General features: G+C 68.0%; 19 protein-coding genes. 15 read left to right on the top strand and 4 right to left on the bottom strand.

The genetic code is table 11. The features are described from left to right. The first annotated feature begins 8 nt into the window (after positions 1-8). The 7 genes from AB0M51_RS35575 to AB0M51_RS35605 all read left to right on the top strand — a co-directional run bounded on the left by AB0M51_RS35575 (position 9) and on the right by AB0M51_RS35605 (position 11,286). Positions 9-6,353, top strand: a complete 6,345-nt coding sequence (locus AB0M51_RS35575) for an RHS repeat-associated core domain-containing protein (protein ID WP_363752562.1) — start codon at positions 9-11, stop codon at positions 6,351-6,353. Further along, positions 6,350-6,946 carry a DUF416 family protein gene (locus AB0M51_RS35580; RefSeq protein WP_344198643.1) on the top strand — a complete coding sequence of 199 codons (597 nt, stop codon included), beginning with the start codon at positions 6,350-6,352 and terminating at the stop codon, positions 6,944-6,946. The genes AB0M51_RS35575 and AB0M51_RS35580 overlap by 4 nt, the downstream gene beginning before the upstream one ends. Before the next feature lie 49 nt (positions 6,947-6,995). Continuing rightward, the gene (locus AB0M51_RS35585) at positions 6,996-7,304 is read left to right on the top strand and encodes an RHS repeat-associated core domain-containing protein (protein ID WP_344198641.1); all 309 of its coding nucleotides are present in this window, start codon (positions 6,996-6,998) and stop codon (positions 7,302-7,304) included. A gap of 219 nt (positions 7,305-7,523) precedes the next feature. Continuing rightward, entirely contained in the window at positions 7,524-7,838 is a 315-nt protein-coding gene (locus AB0M51_RS35590) for a hypothetical protein (protein WP_344198639.1), read from the top strand. A 118-nt stretch (positions 7,839-7,956) separates the two neighbouring features. Further along, the gene (locus tag AB0M51_RS35595) at positions 7,957-8,799 is read left to right on the top strand and encodes a nitrilase-related carbon-nitrogen hydrolase (RefSeq protein ID WP_344198637.1); all 843 of its coding nucleotides are present in this window, start codon (positions 7,957-7,959) and stop codon (positions 8,797-8,799) included. Positions 8,800-8,877: 78 nt separating this feature from the next. Then, complete coding sequence (hydA, locus tag AB0M51_RS35600) at positions 8,878-10,284, top strand: dihydropyrimidinase (RefSeq protein ID WP_344198635.1); 1,407 nt, start codon at positions 8,878-8,880, stop codon at positions 10,282-10,284. A gap of 9 nt (positions 10,285-10,293) precedes the next feature. After that, positions 10,294-11,286 (top strand): TIGR03842 family LLM class F420-dependent oxidoreductase, encoded by a 993-nt coding sequence (locus AB0M51_RS35605; protein ID WP_344198633.1) that lies wholly within the window; start codon positions 10,294-10,296, stop codon positions 11,284-11,286. On the opposite strand, the gene AB0M51_RS35610 is transcribed toward AB0M51_RS35605, so the two are convergent. Both AB0M51_RS35610 and AB0M51_RS35615 read right to left on the bottom strand, forming a co-directional pair. Continuing rightward, entirely contained in the window at positions 11,283-11,693 is a 411-nt protein-coding gene (locus tag AB0M51_RS35610; RefSeq protein ID WP_344198631.1) for a cytidine deaminase, read from the bottom strand. The two genes, AB0M51_RS35605 and AB0M51_RS35610, sit on opposite strands and share 4 nt — an antisense overlap. After that, on the bottom strand, positions 11,690-12,955 hold the full coding sequence (locus AB0M51_RS35615) for a sugar ABC transporter substrate-binding protein (RefSeq protein ID WP_344198629.1): 1,266 nt from the start codon (positions 12,953-12,955) through the stop codon (positions 11,690-11,692). The genes AB0M51_RS35610 and AB0M51_RS35615 overlap by 4 nt, the downstream gene beginning before the upstream one ends. A gap of 190 nt (positions 12,956-13,145) precedes the next feature. On the opposite strand from AB0M51_RS35615, the gene AB0M51_RS35620 reads away from it, so the two are divergent. The 3 genes from AB0M51_RS35620 to AB0M51_RS35630 are packed head-to-tail and all read left to right on the top strand — an operon-like array spanning position 13,146 to position 15,051. After that, positions 13,146-14,369 (top strand): MFS transporter, encoded by a 1,224-nt coding sequence (locus AB0M51_RS35620; RefSeq protein WP_344198626.1) that lies wholly within the window; start codon positions 13,146-13,148, stop codon positions 14,367-14,369. 38 nt (positions 14,370-14,407) lie between these two features. Continuing rightward, positions 14,408-14,617, top strand: a complete 210-nt coding sequence (locus tag AB0M51_RS35625) for a type II toxin-antitoxin system VapB family antitoxin (protein WP_344198624.1) — start codon at positions 14,408-14,410, stop codon at positions 14,615-14,617. Further along, the gene (locus tag AB0M51_RS35630; protein ID WP_344198622.1) at positions 14,614-15,051 is read left to right on the top strand and encodes a PIN domain-containing protein; all 438 of its coding nucleotides are present in this window, start codon (positions 14,614-14,616) and stop codon (positions 15,049-15,051) included. The genes AB0M51_RS35625 and AB0M51_RS35630 overlap by 4 nt, the downstream gene beginning before the upstream one ends. On the opposite strand, the gene AB0M51_RS35635 is transcribed toward AB0M51_RS35630, so the two are convergent. Together AB0M51_RS35635 and AB0M51_RS35640 are read right to left on the bottom strand one after the other, a co-directional pair. Then, complete coding sequence (locus AB0M51_RS35635) at positions 15,052-15,219, bottom strand: hypothetical protein (RefSeq protein WP_344198620.1); 168 nt, start codon at positions 15,217-15,219, stop codon at positions 15,052-15,054. Then, on the bottom strand, positions 15,212-15,592 hold the full coding sequence (locus tag AB0M51_RS35640; RefSeq protein WP_344198618.1) for a hypothetical protein: 381 nt from the start codon (positions 15,590-15,592) through the stop codon (positions 15,212-15,214). Before AB0M51_RS35640 ends, AB0M51_RS35635 begins: the two co-directional genes overlap by 8 nt. 109 nt (positions 15,593-15,701) lie before the next feature. Here AB0M51_RS35640 and AB0M51_RS35645 point away from each other — a divergent pair, with 109 nt between their 5' ends. The 5 genes from AB0M51_RS35645 (at position 15,702) to smpB (ending at position 20,628) form a co-directional block, all read left to right on the top strand. Continuing rightward, positions 15,702-16,772 carry a PfkB family carbohydrate kinase gene (locus AB0M51_RS35645; protein WP_344198616.1) on the top strand — a complete coding sequence of 357 codons (1,071 nt, stop codon included), beginning with the start codon at positions 15,702-15,704 and terminating at the stop codon, positions 16,770-16,772. A gap of 195 nt (positions 16,773-16,967) precedes the next feature. Next, a complete protein-coding gene (gene ftsE, locus AB0M51_RS35650; RefSeq protein ID WP_077013482.1) occupies positions 16,968-17,657 on the top strand; it encodes a cell division ATP-binding protein FtsE in 690 nt (229 codons plus the stop codon). 37 nt (positions 17,658-17,694) lie between these two features. Continuing rightward, the gene (ftsX, locus tag AB0M51_RS35655; protein WP_344198614.1) at positions 17,695-18,606 is read left to right on the top strand and encodes a permease-like cell division protein FtsX; all 912 of its coding nucleotides are present in this window, start codon (positions 17,695-17,697) and stop codon (positions 18,604-18,606) included. Positions 18,607-18,813: 207 nt separating this feature from the next. Beyond that, positions 18,814-20,133: a peptidoglycan DD-metalloendopeptidase family protein gene (locus tag AB0M51_RS35660; RefSeq protein ID WP_344198612.1), complete on the top strand. Its 1,320-nt coding sequence runs from the start codon at positions 18,814-18,816 to the stop codon at positions 20,131-20,133. 21 nt (positions 20,134-20,154) lie between these two features. Then, complete coding sequence (gene smpB, locus AB0M51_RS35665) at positions 20,155-20,628, top strand: SsrA-binding protein SmpB (protein ID WP_363752577.1); 474 nt, start codon at positions 20,155-20,157, stop codon at positions 20,626-20,628. Positions 20,629-20,639 lie beyond the last annotated feature (11 nt).

Raw genomic sequence — 20,639 nt, forward strand, 5'->3', positions numbered from 1 at the left:
GGCCAACCATGCGTGTACTTCGTTCCCGGTTCCTGCCGGTGCTCGTCAGCCTGTCGCTCGCCACCACCGTGGCGGTCTCCGGACCGGTGGCCTGGGCCGAGGCACGGTCCTCCGGTGGGAGCCCCGGCCTGCCGAAGCCGGTGGCGCCACACGACGCGGATGTCCAACCGGTCGGGCCCGCCGCCGCTCCGCACGAGTCCGCGGACCTCAAGAGCGCGGTCGGCAAGACGATCGCCGCGGCCAGCCGGCCAGTCAGTTGGCCGACACCGGGACACCGCAGCGTGGTGGTCGAACCGGCCGGAGCCCGGGCCGGCGGACCGGTTTCCGCCCGATCACTCAACGGCGGCCGGACGACCACGGTCGACGTCGAGTTCCTCGACCAGGCAGCGAGCGCCCGGGCCGGCGTCAGCGGTGTCCTGGTGAAGGCCACCGCGTCGGCAGCGCGATCCGACGTACAGCTGTCCTTCGACTACTCCGGTTTCGCCAACGCGTTCGGCGCGGATTGGGCTGCGCGCCTCACGGTCGTAGCACTGCCCGCCTGCATCCTGACGACGCCGAACGTGCCTGCGTGCTCGACGAGCACGCCGCTGAAGACGACGAACGACACAGACCTGCAGACAGTCTCGGCGACGACACCTGTCGCGGCCCAGCCTTCGGTGTTCGCTCTGACGGCCGGCTCGGACTCGAGCACGGGCGACTATGCGGCGACGCAGCTCTCCTCCGCGTCCAGCTGGTCCGGCGGCGGGTCCAGCGGAGACTTCACCTGGTCGTATCCGCTCAGGATGCCGCCGGCGGCCGCCGGGCCGACGCCGAGCCTGGCGTTCCAGTACTCCGCGCAGTCGGTCGACGGCCGGACCTCGGCGACGAACAACCAGGTGTCGTGGGTCGGCGAGGGCTTCGACCTGACCGAGTCGTTCATCGAGCGCAAGTACACCAGTTGCGACGAGGACGGGAACGCCGGCAAGTACGACCAGTGCTGGAAGTACGACAACGCGACGATCACCCTGAACGGGAAGTCGAACGAGCTGGTCCGGGCAACCGGTGACGTGACCGGTGCGAGCACCTGGAAGCTCAAGAACGACGACGGCTCCCGGGTCGAGAAGCTGATCGGCACGGTCGCCAACGGTGACGCCCGCAAGGAGTACTGGCGGGTGACGACGACCGACGGCACGCAGTACTACTTCGGCAAGCATCAGCTGAACTCGGCGATGACGACGTACACGAACTCGGTCTACACCGTGCCGGTAGCGGGTGACGACGCGGGCGAGCCGTGTCACGCGTCGACGTTCGCGGCCTCGTTCTGCGACCTGGCCTGGCGCTGGAATCTGGACTACGTCGTCGACCTGCACGGCAACGCGATGTCGTACTGGTACACGAAGGAGACGAACAACTACGCGAAGAACGGGGTCGCGTCCCCGGGTACGCCGTACGTTCGCGGCGGCTACCTGAACCGGATCGACTACGGCCTCCGGGACGCCACGATCGCGACCGCGAAGGCGCCGCAGCAGGTCGTCTTCACCACTGCGGAGCGCTGCCTCGCGAACTGCTCGGTGCTCAGCAGCACGACGAAGGGCAACTGGCCGGACGTGCCGTTCGACCAGGTGTGCGAGGGCACGACCGCGTGCACCAACAAGGTGTCGCCGACGTTCTTCACCCGCAAGCGTCTGTACCAGATCCAGACCCAGGTACTGAACGGCACGACGTACCAGGCGGTCGACTTCTGGCAGACCAACTTGACCTTCCCGTCGCCGGGCGACGGCAGCACCGGCGCTCCGATGTGGCTGGCCGGAATCTCCCACAGCGGCAAGGCCGGTACGGCGTTGAGCGTGCCGAACGTGACGTTCAGCCCGATCGGGATGGCGAACCGGGTCGACTCCACCACCGACGGCCTCGACGGGCTGGTCCGCTATCGCATCCACGAGATCACCACCGAGACCGGTGCCAAGGTGACGGTGAACTACGCGGGCAAGGAGTGCATGTCCGGGGAGCGGCCGGCCAAGGACACCAACACCAAGCGCTGCTACCCGGTCAAGTGGACACCGCCGCGTGAGGTGGAGCGGGAGGACTGGTTCCACAAGTACGTGCTGGACAACGTCGTGACCTCGGATCCGACCGGCAACGGCGCCCTGATGATGACCCAGTACGTCTACTCGGGTGGCGCTGCCTGGCACTACGACGAGTCGGCGATGCTGAAGGACAACGACAAGACGTGGTCCGACTGGCGCGGCTACAGCACGGTCACGACGTACACCGGTGATCCTGCGGATCCGGCGCCGCGCAGCCGCTCGGTGACGAAGTACTTCCGCGGTATGGACGGCGACAAGCTCGAGGGTACGACGACGCCGAAGAACGTCGACGTCGTCGACACCACGGGAACCGTGCGGCCGGACCTGCCCGCGCTGGCGGGCAGCCCGCGCGAGCAGATCACCTACCAGAACGAGACCTCGAACACCGAGGTCTCCGGCGTCATCACCGACTACGTCGTCACCCAGAAGGCCGCGCAGGCAGTGCCCGGGGGAACGAAGCTGTCGAACTTCACCGGTGCGTCGGCAACCCAGAGCCGCGTGCACCGCGACGGTGGCCGGCCGGACCTGATCCGGACCGTCGCCACGACGTACGACCCGGACAACGACCTGCCGACCAAGGTCACCGACTACGGCGATGCGACCAAGGTCGACGAGACCTGCACGATCACGGCGTACGCGAAGAAGACAGTGCCGTGGCTGGTCGCCCTCCCGATGCGGATCGTCACCTCGACGGGCGCATGCGACTCGACGTCTGGCAACCCGCCGGAGGACCGGGTGTTGTCGGACGTCCGAACGTTCTACGACGGCCTGACGTACGGAGACGCGTCCAAGGGTGATGCCACCACGGTTCAGCGGGTGCACCACTACACGAGCGGTCTCCCGATCTACCAGACCACGGGCACCAAGGCGTACGACGCTCTCGGTCGGGCGACGTCGTCAGGGGATGCGCTCGGCCGGGTCACCACGACCGAGTACACCCCCGCGGCGTCCGGTCCGCTCACCCAGACCGTCGTGAAGCAGCCGACCGTCAACACCTACAGCGGAACCCCGGCGAACTTCGCCACGACCACCACCTACCGTCCCGAGTGGGGTCTGCCGTCCAAGACCGTGGATCCCAACGGCAAGGTCACCGAGATGGCGTACGACGCGCTGGGCCGGCTGACCGCGGTCTGGCTGCCGAGCCAGGCCCCGGCGTCGACGATGCTCGCGAACACGAAGTACACCTACACGCTGTCGCAGACGGCCGCGTCGACTGTGCGGACCGATCAGCTGAATGTCGAAGCGAACGGATACGTCACGTCGTACGCCCAGTTCGACTCGCTGCTACGGCCTCGGCAGACCCAGGCACCAGGCGCGAACGGCGGCCGGCTGATCACCGAGTCCCGCTACGACTCCCGCGGCCAGGTGGTCTACGACAACAAGGACATCTGGGACTCCGGAGCCCCCGCGGCGACGCTGGTGAACGTTGCCAACGCCTCCGTCCCGGATCAGACGTACAACGAGTACGACGGCACCGGCCGGGTCGTGAAGTCGACGTTCATGAGCATGCTCCAACCGAAGTGGTCCACCACCACGGTGTACGGCGGGGACACCACGACTGTGTTGCCGCCGGCCGGGGGGAGCGCGACCTCGACGGTGACGGATGTCCGCGGGCAGGTGGTCGAGCGGCGTGAGTACGACGGCAACGCCGCCACCGGTACGCCGGACGTCACGTCGTACACGTTCGACCTGGCCGGGCGGATGACCCGGATGCAAGGAGCCGGCGGCGTCTGGACGTCCACCTACGACCTCCGCGGCCGGAAGATCCAGAGCACCGATCCGGACACGGGGACGACGACCTCGACATACGACGAGGGCGACCGGATGGTCTCGACCACGGACTCGACCAACAACACGCTCGTGACGACCTACGACTCGCTGGACCGGAAGACCGGGCTCTACAGGTCGAGCGTCGATCCGGCCAATCTGCTCGCCGACTGGATGTACGACAAGACCGGTCTGCTGGGACAGTTGGCGATGTCGACCAGTTACACCGCCGGCAAGACCGGGCCGGCGTACCGGACGATCGTCAACAGCCGGAACGTGCTCTACAAACCGACCCAGGTGACCCGGGACATCCCGTCCGTCGAGGGTGTGGAGATCGATGGCAGCTACTGGACGAACTACGCGTACAAGCCGGACGCGAAGACGCCGGCGCTGATCAGCTACTCCGGTGGCGGCGGCCTGGGCGCCGACGACGTCCAGTTCGACTACAGCCCCCTGGGCCTGCCGACCCGGATGCACAGCACCCGCGGCACCTATGTGAACGACGTCGACTACAACCAGTTCGGCGACGTCACCCGGTACGACCTGGGATCGAACGCGGACATGTTCATCGCGAACGTGTACGAGGACGGGACCAGGCGGCTGAGCCGCACTACTGCGGGTGACGTGAAGGTCGTCTCCGACCACCTGTACAGCTACGACCCGGTCGGAAACGTCACCAAGGACCAGAATCTCGTCGACGGCGGCGACACCCAGTGCTTCGACTACGACGGGCACCTGCGACTGACGTCGGCCTGGACACCAGACGATGCGGACTGCACGAAGGCCCCGACGACCATGGCGCTGGGCGGCGTCGCGCCGTACTGGCAGTCGTGGACGTACACGCCGACCGGCCTGCGCCAGACCCAGACGGACCACTCGGCGGGCGGTGACGTCACCGGTACGTACGCCTACAACACGGATCAGCCGCACACGCTGGCGAAGGTGACGGGGGCCGGCGCCCAGAAGGACTATCAGTACGACGCGCGGGGCAACACGACCGTGCGGCCCGGGCAGACTCTGGCCTGGAACGCGCAAGGCAAGCTGTCCAAGCTGTCGAGCGCGTCGGGTGACACCAACTACGTGTACGACGCGGACGGCAATCTGCTGGTCCGCCGCGGCCCGGCGGAGACAACCCTGTTCCTGGGTGAGCTCGAACTGACCCTGAACAAGGCCACCCGGCAGGTGCTGGGCAAGCGCCAGTACGAGTTCAACGGGCAGACGATCGCCGTTCGCTCGGCCAACGGGACGGCGACCTCGGACTTCTCCTGGCTCGTGACCGACTACCACGAGACGTCGCAGGTCGCTGTGGACGCGGCGACGCTGGCAGCGACGAAGCGGTACGCCAAGCCGTTCGGCGACCCCCGCGGCGTCGCACCGGGCGGTTGGCCGGACGGACACGGCTTCCTCGGCAAACCGGAGGACAAGGACACCGGCCTGACCACGGTCGGTGCCCGCGAGTACGACCCGACCATCGGCCGCTTCCTCAGTGTCGACCCGGTGCTCGACATCGCCGACCCCCAGCAGATGCTCGGCTACACCTACGCCAACGACAACCCGACGTCAGGCTCCGACCCAACCGGCCTGCAGAACGCCCACGACGGCGACGGAGGCGGAGGCTACACCGACGACGACGTCGACAAGCAGTACCCAGTAGCCGGAGCCGTCAACGACAACCCCAACCCCCACCGCGACGACGACGGCGGCACCAACAACGGTAGCGGCGGCGGCAACCACGACGACGGAGGCCACCACAAGAAGAAGCACAGCGGCCTCGGCGGCTGGATCAAGAAACGCCTGAACGACGCCGAGGACAAGATCGACGAAGCCCACGAGTGGGCCGAGGAACATGCCTCGACGATCGGCACCGCCATCACTGTCGGCGCGGCCGTCGTGGGTGGAATTGCCTTCTGCGGAGCGACTGCGGGGATCGGATGCGTCATCGTCGCGGGGGCCATCGCGGGCGCCGCGGGGTCCGGCCTCGGCTACGGGGCGCGTGTCGCTCTGGACGACGAGGAAACCTTCAGCACTGCCAACCTGGCGAAGGAGACCGTCACAGGTGCCGTCACGGGCGCGATCGGTGCGGGTGCGGGTGCCGCTGCCGGAGCAGGCGCGGCCAAGGCTGTCGGCAAGCTTCTGACGGCGAAGCCGGCCCTGAACCTGGGGGCCGAGTTGGGCAGGTTGGAGGGACGCGCCAAGGAAGTGCACGGCGCACTCGACGACATCGCTCAGGCGAAGCGCACGACGGCGGTCGTGGGTACCAGAGAGGGCCGAGACGCCTTGGGAGGCGGGGCCAAGTCCGATCTCACGAGGGTGCAACAGGCACTCGCGAAGCCGGGTGAGGTCCTGGGACGCGAGCCGGGCGCGCATGCGGAGGTCACGGCCTACAACGCCGCCAAGGGGGCAGGACTGACGCCGCTGGGTATCGCAGCTTCGCGACCGTTCTGTCCGGATTGCCGACAGTTCCTGCGGGGAGCGGGTGCGACGATCGTGAGCTCGACGACGGCATACTTCCTAGGGTGACGGAATATGACGAACGGGAGTTGATCGAGCGGATCGGTGTGCTCGGACGGGCCGGGAAGGCGGCCTTCGCCGCGGCCTGTGCCGAGCGCCTGCTTCCGCTCTACCGCCGGTACGTCGACGCGGCCGGTGTGGGCGCCCCGGAGGAACTGGCCGGGATCGTCGAGCAGGTCTGGGAGGTGCTGGGGGGCGCGGATCGCGATCTGACCGACGCTCGACAGGTGGCAGTCGACTTGGTTCCGGACGATGACGCGCCGGGCGAGTGGGTCCTGGAGGGAGCCTATGCGCAGAACGCCGCGGCAGCGGTCGCCTACGCGGTCGGAGCCTGGCTGAGCGACGACGCCCAGCAGGCGGTCTGGGCTGCCCGACAGGTCTTCGACGCGGCCGAGTACGCCGCGCGTCCGCCGGCGAGAGGCCTGGTGATTCGTGAGGCCGGAGCGGACGATCCGACCTTGTCCAGCGCCGTCGTCCAGGCCGCGGTGCGGACCATCGGGGACGATCTGTCGGAGATCGAACGGTTCGGAACGAGCCGGCTGAACGACCTCCGGCAGCGGCTCCGGCGGGAATCGGCCGAGTGGCTCGCGCTCTTCCCGTGAAGCACGCAAATCGGCGATCGGGACGGCGACCTCGGACTTCTCCTGGCTGGTGACCGACTATCACGAGACGTCGCAGGTCGCTGTGGACGCGGCGACGCTGGCAGCGACGAAGCGGTACGCCAAGCCGTTCGGCGACCCCCGAGGCATCGCGCCGGCCGCCTGGCCGGACAAGCACGGCTTCCTGGGCAAACCGGAGGACAAGGACACCGGCCTGACCACGGTCGGTGCCCGGGAGTACGACCCGACCATCGGCCGGTTCCTGAGCGTCGACCCGGTGCTCGACATCGCCGACCCCCAGCAGATGCTCGGCTACACCTACGCCAACGACAACCCGACGTCAGGCTCCGATCCGGCCTGAGCATCCTGCGAACGTCCAGTCGTACATGAAGGAAGCGAGGTCCGGTTCGAGATACGTGGAGTTCGACGTTCCGAACGCGTCACTGGCTACGGCAGGTAAGCCTGGGTGGGCGCAGATACCAGGACCGAACTCGTTACGGGGTCGGCTGGCCGCCAAGAGAGGACAGCCACTTCCTCAGTTCCCGTCGGCACACAACATCGAATGGATCGCATCGAAGCTATGACCGACCTTCTGAGTTACGCGGCAGACTGGGTCGACGAGTCTCGAGCTGCCTTGGGCGACCGCGGGGTGGAGTTCGGTCTCAGCCGTTCGCCCGCTGATCGTGAGAATCCGTCACTTTGGATCGATGTTGATGGGAGCGATCGGATGGTCCGGGTGACGCTGTGGGCCAGTGGCGAGGCTGTACTTGCGGCGGCCGACGGCACCACTGGCTCGATCCTGCTGGAGGAGCAACTGACACTCGCCGACACTGCAGCAGTGGAGGAGACCCTCCGCCGCGCGGTCACGCTGGCGTCGGGCGGCTCGCCGAGCTGAGGATCCCTGCTGTCCGCGTGGGGCGGTCAAGTGGGGACCCGCCGGAACCGGGGGTATCCGTTGACGGGTGGGTGGTGGCGGATGGAGCATGGGGACTCGGCTACTTGGGGAGGTTCTTGTGGCGGAGGTTGTCAGGGCTGCGCTTGTTCAGACGTCGTGGACGGGTGACAAGGAGTCCATGATCAAGGCGCACGAGGACTACGCGCGGCAGGCCGCGGCTCAAGGGGCGCGGGTGATCTGTTTCCAGGAGTTGTTCTACGGGCCGTACTTCTGTCAGAAACAGGACGCGGAGTACTACGAGTACGCCGAGTCCGTGCCGGGCCCGACCACCGAGCGGTTCGCCGCGCTGGCGCGGGAGCTCGGGATGGTGATGGTGCTGCCGGAGTACGAGCAGGAGCAGCCGGGCGTGCTGTACAACACCGCCGCCGTAATCGATGCCGATGGCACCTACCTCGGGAAGTACCGGAAGAACCACATCCCGCAGGTGAAGGGTTTCTGGGAGAAGTTCTACTTCCGGCCGGGCAACCTGGGCTATCCGATCTTCGACACCGCGGTGGGCCGGATCGGCGTGTACATCTGCTACGACCGGCACTTCCCGGAGGGCTGGCGGGCGCTCGGGCTGGCCGGGGCGAAGATCGTGTTCAACCCGTCGGCGACCAGCCGCGGGCTCTCGGCGTACCTGTGGAAACTGGAGCAGCCGGCCTCCGCGGTCGCGAACGAGTACTTCATCGGCGCGATCAACCGGGTCGGCATCGAGTCCGAGTTCGGCGACAACGACTTCTACGGTACGTCGTACTTCGTCGACCCGGAGGGGAAGTTCGTCGGCGAGGTCGGGCACGACCACGACCCGGAACTGATTGTCCGCGACCTGGACCTCGGCCTGCTGGACACGGTCCGGGACCGCTGGCAGTTCTACCGTGATCGCCGCCCGGACGCGTACGGAGACCTGACGAAACCGTAGATACTCTCTTCCCCTCATCCTTCCCTTTCATCCTTCCGGTAGGTGCTCCAAGAGTTTCAAGAGGAGTTGTTGTCGAAGATGTCTTTGCTCGTCAAGGGTGGAACCGTCGTCGGTCCGACCGGGACCCGGCTCGCGGACGTGCTGGTCGAGGGCGAGAAGATCGTCGCGGTCCTCGACCCGTCCTTCACGCCGTCGATCACCGCGGACCGGGTGATCGATGCCGCCGGCAAGTACGTGATCCCGGGCGGGATCGACGCGCACACGCACATGGAGATGCCGTTCGGCGGTACGTCGGCCAGCGACACGTTCGACACCGGGACCCGGGCCGCGGCGTACGGCGGGACCACGACGATCATCGACTTCGCGATCCAGCGCACCGGCGAGGTGGTGCAGGACGGACTCGCGGCCTGGCACGCGAAGACCGAGGGCGAGTGCCACATCGACTACGCGTTCCACATGATCCTCGGCGGCGTTGACGCCGACGCGCTGAAGGCGATGGACCAACTGGTCGCCGACGAAGGCATCACGAGCTTCAAGTTGTTCATGGCCTACCCGGGCGTCTTCTACTCCGACGACGGCCAGATCCTGCGCGCGATGCAGACCGCCCGGGAGAACGGCGCGCTGATCATGATGCACGCCGAGAACGGGATCGCGATCGACGTCCTCGTCCAGCAGGCGATCGAGCGCGGCGAGACCGACCCGATCTACCACGGCATCACCCGCCCGGCGGCGCTCGAGGCGGAGGCGACGAACCGGGCGATCGCGCTCGCCGAGGTCGCCCGGGACTGCCCGCTGTACATCGTGCACCTGTCCGCGAGCGAGGCGCTGGAGAAGGTCGCGGCCGCGCGGCACCAGGGCCGCAACGTGTTCGCGGAGACCTGCCCGCAGTACCTGTACCTGACCCTCGAGGACCAGCTCGGCGCGCCCGGGTTCGAGGGCGCGAAGTGGGTCTGCTCGACCCCGCTGCGCAGCAAGCACGAGTCGCATCAGCGGGACCTGTGGAAGGGCCTGCGGACCAACGAGCTCGCGGTGGTGTCCACCGACCACTGCCCGTTCTGCATGAAGGACCAGAAGGAGCTCGGCCTCGGCGACTTCTCCAAGATCCCGAACGGGATCGGCGGCGTCGAGCACCGCGTCGACCTGGTCTTCCAGGGTGTTGCCGACGGCAAGCTGTCGCTGGAGCGCTGGGTGGAGACGATCGCGACCACACCGGCCCGGATGTTCGGGCTGTATCCGCGGAAGGGCGTCGTGCAGCCCGGCTCCGACGCGGACCTGGTGATCTACGACCCGAACGGTACGACGCGGATCGGCGTCGCGACGCACCACATGAACATGGACTACTCGGCGTACGAAGGGGTCGAGATCCAGGGCCGCGTGGGCACGGTGATCTCGCGCGGCGAGGTGATCGTGGCCGACGGCAACTACCATGGCCGCAAGGGACGCGGGAAGTTCCTGAAGCGCGGCCTCTCGTCGTATCTGATGTAGGGGGAGAGCGTGGACTTCGGTGTGGTGTTCCAGTGTGATCCGCCCGCGTCCACGGTCGTGCAGCTGGCCCGGCAGGCGGAGGACGCGGGGTTCGGCTACGTGTGGACGTTCGACTCGCATCTGCTCTGGCAGGAGCCGTTCGTCATCTACAGCCAGATCCTCGCCGCCACCCGGCGGGTGATCGTCGGGCCGATGGTGACGAACCCGGGGACGCGGGACTGGACCGTGATCGCGTCCCAGTTCGCCACGCTGAACGAGATGTTCGGCAACCGGACGATCTGCGGGATCGGCCGCGGCGACTCGGCCCTCCGGACGCTCGGTGCGAAGCCCGGCACGATCGCCGACCTGAAGGAGTGCGTCGAGGTCGTACGGGCGCTGGCCCGCGGCGAGACGGCCGAGTACCGCGGCCGGCAGCTGACGTTCGCGTGGGTCGACGACGGCGCGCTCGACGTCTGGGTGGCGGCGTACGGCCCCAAGGCCCTGGAGGCGACCGGGCAGGTCGGCGACGGGTACATCCTGCAACTGGCGGATCCGGACATCGCGGAGTGGATGATCACCGCGGTACGCCGGGCCGCGGAGCAGGCGGGCCGTGATCCGCAGGCGATCAAGTTCTGCGTCGCCGCGCCGGCGTACGTGGGGGACGACCTCGAGCACCAACGCGAGCAGACCCGCTGGTTCGGGGGGATGGTCGGGAACCACGTGGCCGACATCGTGGCGCGGTACGGGACGTCAAGCGCCGTGCCGAAGGCCCTGACCGACTACATCGAGGGGCGCAAGGGCTACGACTACGCCGAGCACGGGCGCGCCGGGAACACGCACACGGCGTTCGTCCCGGACGAGGTGGTGGACCGGTTCTGCCTCCTCGGCCCGGTCGAGAACCACCTGTCCCGGCTGGCCGAGCTGAAGGACCTGGGCGTCGACCAGTTCGCCCTGTACCTCCAGCACGACGCCAAGGAACAGACCCTGACGTCGTACGGGAAGGACATCATTCCCAGCGTCTAAGGCGTCCAGCGGTACGCGCCCGGGAGCAGGTCCGTGGCGAGGACCGAGCCGGGGCCGTCGGGTGACGGCAGGATGACGCGGATCGCCGGGTGGTAGTCGACGAAGACCTGGCGGTCGCGGCCGCACGGACCGACCACGCCGCGGCCTTGGTTGCCGACGGCCACGATCGTGGTGAGTTCCCGAGCGCCGTCGGCGCGGGCCCGGCCGAGCGCGACCAGCTCCGCACACGGGCCGCCGGTGAAGTGGTACAGGTTGATCCCGGCGTACATCCGGCCGTCGGTCCCGCGGACCGCGGCGCCCATCGTGTGGACGCCGTCGGGCCCGTCGGTGTTCGCGTCGACCGTACGGCGGGCCAGCTCGATCAGCTCGCGGTCGTCGTCGGTCAGCGGTTGCAGGGCGAGCGTCATCCGGCGATCCGCTTCAGCTCGGCCTCGGTGACCGTGCGGACGGTCTTGATCTCCGCGGCCGGGTCGGCGCCGCTGCGGATGATCTTGTTCAGCGCGTCGGAGTACGCCGAGCTCGCCTTCGGTGACCAGAGCATCGGGTTCTGCGGGTGGCCGTTGTCGTTCAGCAGCTTGACCGCGTCGGCGGCCGGGCCGGACTTCAGCTTCTCGGCCTTCGCCGACAGGCTCTTCCGGGCCGGTACGTGGAAGCCGTACGACTGCGCGAAGTCGAGCTGGTCGTCGGTCTGGTCCACCCACAGCCACTTGACGAACTTCTTCGCCGCGTCCAGGTTCTTCGACTTCGCGTTCACGCAGGCGCCGTACGCCCCGACCGGAACGCTCGGCGCGCCGGTGGTCGCGTTCAGCTTCGGCCACGGCAGTACGCCGTAGTCGCCGGGCAGCGCCTTCTCGATCACCGGCAGCGTCCACAGGCCGGTGAACTGCATCGCGGTCAGGCCCTGCGTGAACGCGGCCGGGTCGGACCAGTCGGTCGGTGCCCCGAGCAACAACACCTTCGACGTCCAGAACTCGCGCAGCTTGCGCAGCGACTCGAAGGCGACCGGGTCGTCGAACCCGAACTGGTTGTCCTTGGTCAGGTAGTCCACGCCGGCCGACCAGAGCGCCGGGCCGCCGAGCACACCGACTCCACCGTCGTTGCCGACGAACAGGCCCTTGACCTTGGCGGTGGTGAGCTTCTTCGCCGCGGCCAGCAGCTCGTCCACGGTCTGCGGCGGCTGGACGCCGGCCGCGCTCAGCATGCTCTTGCGGTACACGAGCAGTTGCATGTCGATGACCTGCGGAATCGCGTACAGCTTGCCCTGGTACGACATCCGGTCCAGCAGCGCGGAGTTGAAGTCGCTCTTCGCGTCGCCGAGCAGATCGGTCAGCTCGACGACCTGCTTGCCCTTGATCATGTCGATCGTCGGGCCGTTCGGATACTCGAAGACGTCCGGGCCTTGGTCGGTGAGCAGCGCGGTCGCGGCCTTCTTCTCGTAGTCGCCCGGAGACCACTGGATGGTCACGGTCGCGTCCGGGTACGCCTTCGCGTACTTCTCGACCGCCTGCTGCGTACCCGCTTCGCCGTACTGGTGGTACCACTGCTGCAAGGCCGGCTTCGACCCGCCGTTCGTGGAGGGCCGTCCGCTGTTGGAACCGCACCCCGCCACCGCCATCGCCGACAGGCCGGCGCCGATCCCCAGCAACCGCCGCCGCGTCATCCCGCTCATGTGCCGCCTCCGTTCAGCGCAGTCCCACAGCCTGCGCACCGAAGACGACCTTACGACCGGAACGGCTGATGCCGGGGCTATTTCTCGCGTATGCTGTGCGGCATGCATTCACCTCGTGACTAGAGAGCGGCTCCCACGCCTGGCGTGGTTCCGAGCCCTCATTCCGTCGTGAATCTCTAGGAGCGTTCCCGTGTCCGGCACCCTTCGTGCCGGGAGCTACCGTGATGTCCTGCTGTTGCCGTCGGCGCTGCGCACGTTCGTGCCCGCGCTGATCGGCCGGCTGTCGTACGGCCTGCTCCCGTTGTCGTTACTGATGACCGTCCGCCACTCCGCCGGTTCCTTCGCCACGGCCGGCGCCGCGGTGGCCGTGTTCGGCATCAGTTCGTTGTCGATGCCGTACAAGGCCCGCCTGGTCGACCGCTTCAGTCAGCGCCGGGTCCTCCCGTTCCTGGCCGCCGGTTCGTCCGCCGGCCTGTTCCTGATCGCCGGTACGCCGAACACCGCCGTACTGCTCGTCCTGGTCGGCGTGACCGGGCTGCTCGCGCCGCCGCTGGGGCCGTCCATGCGCTCGAACTGGCGCCTCCTCACCGACGGCCTCCCGCTGAAGGAGCGCGCGTACGCCCTGGACGCGGTCGCCGAAGAGTGCCTCTTCCTCGGCGGCCCGCTGATTGCCGGCACGTTGATCGGACTCTTCGGCGCACCGGTCGCCCTGGCCTGCTCAGCTGCCCTCATGCTCGTGGGGACCGTGGCGATGACCACCAGCCCGGTAACCACTCACACCGCGCCAGCAGCACCTGCCCGTCATCCACTGGGCCCGCTGGTCCTCCCTGGCCTTCGCCGGATCCTGCTGGTGATCCTGCTGACCGCAGCCGGCATCAGCACGGCGTACCTCTGCATCGCGGCCGTCGCTCAGCAGGCGGGCCACCCCGGCGCGGCAGGGTACGTGGAGGCGGCGATGGCGGCCGGCAGCGCGGTCGGCGGCATGCTCTGGGCCCGTCGCAACCACACTCGGCCCTGGCCGATCCACCTCGCCGGTCTGATCGCCGCACTCGCCGCCGGCCTGATCACGGCGGCGTTCCTGCCCGGGCTGATCGTGGCGTCGTTCGTTCCCGACCTGATCCTGCTCGGGGCGATCCTCGGCCTCGCGGGCGTTGCCGTAGCCCCACTCTTCGTGGTCTGCTACCTGGCCGCCGACCAGGTCACACCGCCGCACCAACGGACCGAGGCCAGCACCTGGATCAACACCTCCAACAACCTCGGCTCGGCGGCCGGCTCGGCACTCGCCGGCCTGCTGGTCCAACACACCGCACCGACCTGGGGCTTCCTCGGTGCAGGCGTCCTGCTCGCGATCGTCGCGCTCGCGTGCTGGTACTCCCGACGGTCCGGCAACGATTCGATCAATTTGTATATCTGATCCTACCGGGGTATATATACGCGCCTTAGGGTCGAACCATGAAGACGGTGATCGACGTGGACGACGAGGCGCTGGAGCTCGCGGCAAAGGAGCTGGGGACAGTGACGAAGAAGGACACGGTGAACGCCGCTCTCGCGTTCGTGGCCCGCCGGAGGGAGCGGATCGAAGCCTTGCTCGACGATCCGTACGGGTTGGGCGTCGGTCCGGACATCACCGACCCGGAGGTGATGCGTGAGGCCCGTCGTTGAGTACGCTCGCCGCTGTCGGCAAGCTGTACCTGGTCGACACGTCGGCCTTGACCCGGACGAAGAACCCGGCGGTGCGGTCGATCATCGCCGGCCTGATCGCCGACCGGGCCGCGGCGACCTGCGTCACCGTCGACCTGGAGACCGGCTACTCAGGACGTAACCACCGGGACGTGAAGACGACGAGGGAACGCCGGCGCTCCTTGTACGTGACGCTTCCGATCACCGAGGCAGTTGCCGAGCGTGCGCGTGACGTGCAGGTCCGGATGGCGTCCCGCGGCAAGCACCGGGCGGCCGGCGTGGTCGACGTACTCACGGCTGCTGTGGCCGAGGAGTACGGAGCGGTGATCCTGCACTACGACGCGGACTTCGAGCACATCGCCGCTGTCACCGGACAGCCCCATCTCTGGGTCGCGCCGCGGGGATCGCTGAACTGATCAGGCGGGGGCGGGGGTAGCGGACTCGTTGCCGTTGTCGGGGTGGGCGTTGGCGATCCGGGCGACCGCCTCGTCGGGCTTGCGGCCGGCGCGGCGGGCCGCTTCGACGTGCAGGCGGGCCAACTCGATCACCTGGCGGGAGACCTTCACGGTCCGCTTGTCAGCCATGGTCACTGTCTCCCTCGACGACCTCGATGTCAGCTTCCGCAATATCAGCGTACGCGTCTGCCCCGACCCGGTCGATCGCTACGGCCGCGGTCAGCGCGGCGACCAGGTCGTAGTCCTCCGGTTGTAACAGCTCCGACCGCATCAGTGAGCGGAGCGTGACCACACCGGCGTCCGTCCCGGCGTCCTCGCCCTCGAGGATCTGCTCGACCGCCCAGCGCACCATCCGCATCGTCTCCTCGCGGTGCCGCCAGGTGTCGAGCTCGCGGTCCGACTTGCGGGTCAGGTACGCGCCGAGCACCACGCCGCCGAGCGCGAGCAGCGGCGACAGCACGGTCACCACGACCCCGACGACCGAGATCCAGGTGGGAATCACAGACACACCCCGGTGCTCATCACTCGTCCTCCCAAATCCGTGGTCTTGACCGGTCGATGATGTTACGAAGGAGCATTCCACCCGCGACCGACAGACCAGCGTGCCCAGCATGACAAGGAGTAGTGTCACCGTGACGGACCAGCAGGACGGGTACGACGTCTTCGTACAAGGGACTGTGTTCTTCGACATCGTCATGACCGGCCTGGCGTCCGCCCCGACCACCGGTACCGAGATCTTCGCCGAGGGGATGGGCTCCTGCCCCGGCGGCGTCGCGAACTTCGCGATCGCGGCCGCCCGGCTGGGTCTGAAGAGCGGCCTGGCCGCGGTCTTCGGCGACGACGTGTACGCCGACTTCTGCTGGCGCACGCTCGCCGACCAGGAGGGCGTCGACCTGTCGCACTCCCGCCGGATCGGGCACTGGCACTCGCCGGTGACGGTGTCGATGTCGATCAACCGGGACCGCGCGATGGTCACCCATGCGCACGAGGCGCCGGGGGACCCGAGCAAGCTGGTCGGCCCGGGGCTGCGGACCCGGTCGGCGATCGTCCCGGTCGCGGAGGAGCTGCCCGGCTGGACCGTCGAGGCCCGGGAGTCCGGCGCGCTGCTGTTCGGGGACGTCGGCTGGGACCCGACGGACGAGTGGTCACCGGCTGTGCTCGACGTACTGGACGGTTTCCACGCGTTCACGCCGAACGCCGACGAGGCGATGGCGTACACCCGGACCGACAGCCCGAAGGCCGCGCTGCACAAGCTCGCCGAGCGGGTGCCGCTCGCGGTGGTCACGAACGGCGCGGACGGCGTCCTCGCGATCGACCAGGCCACCGGCGAGGAGGAGCAGGTCCCGGCGCTGCCGGTGCGCTCGTACGACCCGACCGGCGCCGGCGACGTGTTCCTGGCCTCCCTGGTGCTCGGCACGCTCCGCGGCTGGCCGCTCGCCCACCGGCTGGCGTTCGGCAACCTGTGCGCGGGGCTGTCCGTGCAGCACTTCGGCGGCTCGCTCGCGGCCCCGGGCTGGGGTGACATCATCGACTGGGTCCGCGACCACAGCCGGCACCGCCCCGGCGACGTCGACCCGGACATCCTCCGGTACTACTCGTTCATCGGCGACGTCCTCCCGGAGGGCCCGGTCCCGATCGTCCGCCGCGCCTCCGCGACGATCGCCCGCCTCTCCGACGCCTAGGGCGTGTCTGACACGTCCCTAGGGCATCCGTTTCAAACGCACCGGGTATCGGACGGGCCCGTTCGGACCGGCAGGTCTGGTCGGCGGCACGCCGTGGAACGCCTAGACTGATCGCCGGCCGCTCCGGTGGCGTACGGTGCACTTCGTGGTTACCGTCGCGTCGCTCCCTGTTCCCGACCACGGCCGGATGAATCCGTGATCCGCTTCGAGAATGTTTCCAAGACGTACGAGGGCCAGTCCAAGGCCGCTCTGCTGAACGTCAACGTCGAGATCGAGAAAGGCGAGTTCGTCTTCCTGGTCGGCACCTCCGGGTCCGGGAAGTCGACGTTCCTGCGCCTCGTGCTCCGTGAGCACCGGACGTCCAAGGGCCACATCATGGTGGCCGGTAAGGACCTGAACCGGCTCGCCAGTTGGCGGATCCCGCAGATGCGGCGGCAGATCGGAACCGTGTTCCAGGACTTCCGGCTGCTGCCGAACAAGACCGTCGCGGAGAACGTCGCGTTCGCGCTGCAGGTGATCGGCAAGCCGCGCTCGCACATCCGCAAGACGGTCCCCGAGGTGCTCGAGCTGGTCGGTCTGGACGGCAAGGAGGACCGGCTCCCGGACGAGTTGTCCGGCGGTGAGCAGCAGCGCGTCGCGATCGCCCGCGCGTTCGTGAACCGGCCGATGATCCTGATCGCCGACGAGCCGACCGGAAACCTCGACCCGGGTACGTCGGTGGGCATCATGAAGCTGCTGGACCGGATCAACCGCACCGGTACGACGGTCGTGATGGCCACCCACGACGTGTCGATCGTCGACCAGATGCGCAAACGCGTGATCGAGCTGGAGAACGGTCATGTCGTCCGCGACGAGTCGCGCGGCGTCTACGGCTACCAGCACTGACCGCCGAGCACGGTGACTTACAGGGACTGACTGAAGAATGCGCCTGAACTACATCCTCTCCGACCTCGGCATCGGTCTGAAGCGGAACCTCTCGATGACGATCGCGGTCGTCGTCACCATCTGGGTCTCGCTGTCGCTGTTCGGCAGCGCGCTGCTCGCCCACGAGCAGGTGAACCTGATGAAGGGGAACTGGTACGACAAGATCCAGATCTCGGTGTTCCTCTGCACCAAGGACTCCGGCGGCCGCGGCTGCTCCGGCGCCGAGGTGACCCAGGAGCAGAAGAACCGGATCCAGCAGGTCATCGAGTCGAACCCGGACACCGCGCCGGACGGGGTCTTCACCGAGTCCAAGGCGCAGGCGTTCGAGTCGTTCAAGAAGCTGTACAAGGACTCGCCGATCGTCAGCACGGTCACCCAGGACCAGATGCAGGAGTCGTTCCGGATCCGGCTGAAGGACCCGCAGCGCTACCAGAACCTGGTCAGCGCGGTCGCCGGCCTGCCCGGGGTGGACACGGTCCAGGACCTCCGGCAGTACCTCGACCCGCTGTTCAAGGCGCTGAACTGGCTCCAGGTCGGCTCGTACCTGGGAGCGGGTCTGCTGCTGGTCGCCGCGCTGATGCAGATCGCGAACACGATCCGGCTGGCGGCGTACGCGCGCAGACGTGAGATCGGCATCATGCGTCTCGTGGGTGCGTCCAACTTCTACATCCAGCTGCCGTTCCTGCTGGAGGCCGTGCTGGCGGCCGTCATCGGCGCCGCGCTGGCCTGCGGCACGCTGTGGATGATCGTGTACTTCATGGTCATGCGCCAGGCTCAGGCGACGTTCCGGGTCTGGCAGTGGGTCGGGGCGTCCGAGACGTTCCGCGTCACGCTGATCATGGTGCTGGTCGGACTGGTGCTCGCGGTCATCCCGACATTCCTGACAACGCGGAAATACCTCAAAGTCTGACCCGGGTGACTTATCGTGCAGTATCAGGAGTAACAGCAGTCACTCCAGTACCGCACAATTGCATCCAGAGCAAGGGGTCGACCTGTGGTCCCGCACTTCCCCGGTGCGAACCCGCCTGAGCGGGGGAGCATCAAGCGAGACGACAGCACCGGTACCCCAGCCCCGCCGTACCCGCGATCGAGCACGAGACCGCGGGGGCGGCAGAACGTGGTTACCGCTTGCTGCCTTGTCCTGTCCCTGTCCGCCGGCGTCCTGGCCGCGGTCCCGTACGCTCCGACCGCGGAGGCGAGACCGCCGGATCCAGCCGCCAAGAAGAAACAACTCGACTCGCAGATCAACCAGTCCAAGGCTGATCTCGACGACGCCTCCGACCAGCTCGGCAAGTCCGTTGCCGCGTACAACCAAGCCGTCACGAAGTACCAGGCGGTGCAGGCCCGGTACGCCGCCGCGCAGGGGCAGCTCGCCGCCGCGAAGGCCGCGGACGCGGTTGCCGCGGGCAAGCTTGCCGCGGCCGAGGCGGCACTCCGTACGGCGACCTCCGAGGTGGCGGCCGGTCAGCAGCAGATCGCCGAGAAGCGGTCCGTCGCGGGACGCGCCGTACGGTCTGCGTACCAGCAGCAGAACGGTCTGGTCGGATTGTCGATCGCGCTCCGCGGCGCGGCGCCGGCCGACATCGCGACCGGGATGCAGGTCCAGCGGAACGTGTTCGGCATCCAGAGCAACGCGATCGCGAACCTGAACACGGCGCAGGCGGAGCTGGCCAGCAAGCAGGTCAAGCTCACGGCCGCGGAGAAGGACGCCGAGTCCGCCCGCGCCGCGGCGGCCGCAACCGTCAAGAAGGTCACGGACCTGACCAAGCAGGTCGCGGCCGACCGGGCGGAGGCGGCATCGGTCGCGGCGGTCAAGCTGACCGCGTTCAAGGCCGCGGAGAAGGAGAAGAACTCCGAGCTCGCGCAGTACAACTCGCTGCTGCGGGAGCGGAACCGCGTCCAGCAGATGCTGATCGCGCAGGCGAAGGCCGAGAAGGCCGCGGCCGCCCGCCGGAAGGCGGCAGCCGAGGCGGCCGAGCGAGCGAAGGCTCGCAAGGAGCACCGGAAGCCACGGGACGTGCCGGATCCGGTGCCGTCCGGCGGCGGGCGGCTCGGATACCCGGTCAGCAGCTACATCACGTCGCCGTACGGCATGCGCTTCCACCCGGTGCTGCACATCTGGAAGCTGCACGACGGCACGGACTTCCGCGCTCCCTGCGGTACGCCGGTACGCGCCGCGGCGGACGGGGTGGTCACGGACAAGTACTACAACGGTGGTTACGGGAACCGGCTGTTCATCTCACACGGGGTGATGGGCGGGCACTCGATCACGACGGTCTACAACCACCTGTCGAAGTACAAGGCACATGTCGGTGAACGGGTGAAGCGCGGCGAGATCGTCGCGTGGTCCGGAACGACCGGCTACTCGACCGGCTGCCACTTGCACTTCATGGTCTACAAGGACGGCAACGTGGTTAATCCGATGGGGTGGTTGTAAGCGATCTGGGATACTGGCCGGATGGTGAAACAGTCCGGCCGGGAGAAGCCGATCGCGCAGAACCGCAAGGCGCGACACGACTACCACATCGATGACGTGGTGGAGGCCGGGCTGGTGCTGACCGGGACCGAGGTCAAGTCCCTGCGGCAGGGCCGGGCCTCCCTCGTCGACGCGTTCGCCGCCGTCCGCGGGAACGAGTTGTGGCTGCAGGGGATGCACATCCCGGAGTACGAGCACGGCACCTGGACGAACCACGAGCCCCGCCGGACCCGGAAGTTGCTGCTGCACAAGGACGAGGTGCAGAAACTGATCCGCGCCGTCGAGCAGCAGGGTGTCTCGCTGATCCCGCTGTCGCTGTACTTCAAGGACGGCTACGCCAAGGTCGAGCTGGCCACCGGGCGCGGCAAGAAGGACTACGACAAGCGCCACGCGCTGGCCGAGCGCCAGGCCAACCGCGAGGCCCAGCGAGCCCTCTCCGACCGCCGCCGGGGCTGACCGACTGGGGT

It is taken from the genome of Kribbella sp. NPDC051137 (genome assembly GCF_040682535.1).
Classification (GTDB): domain Bacteria; phylum Actinomycetota; class Actinomycetes; order Propionibacteriales; family Kribbellaceae; genus Kribbella; species Kribbella karoonensis.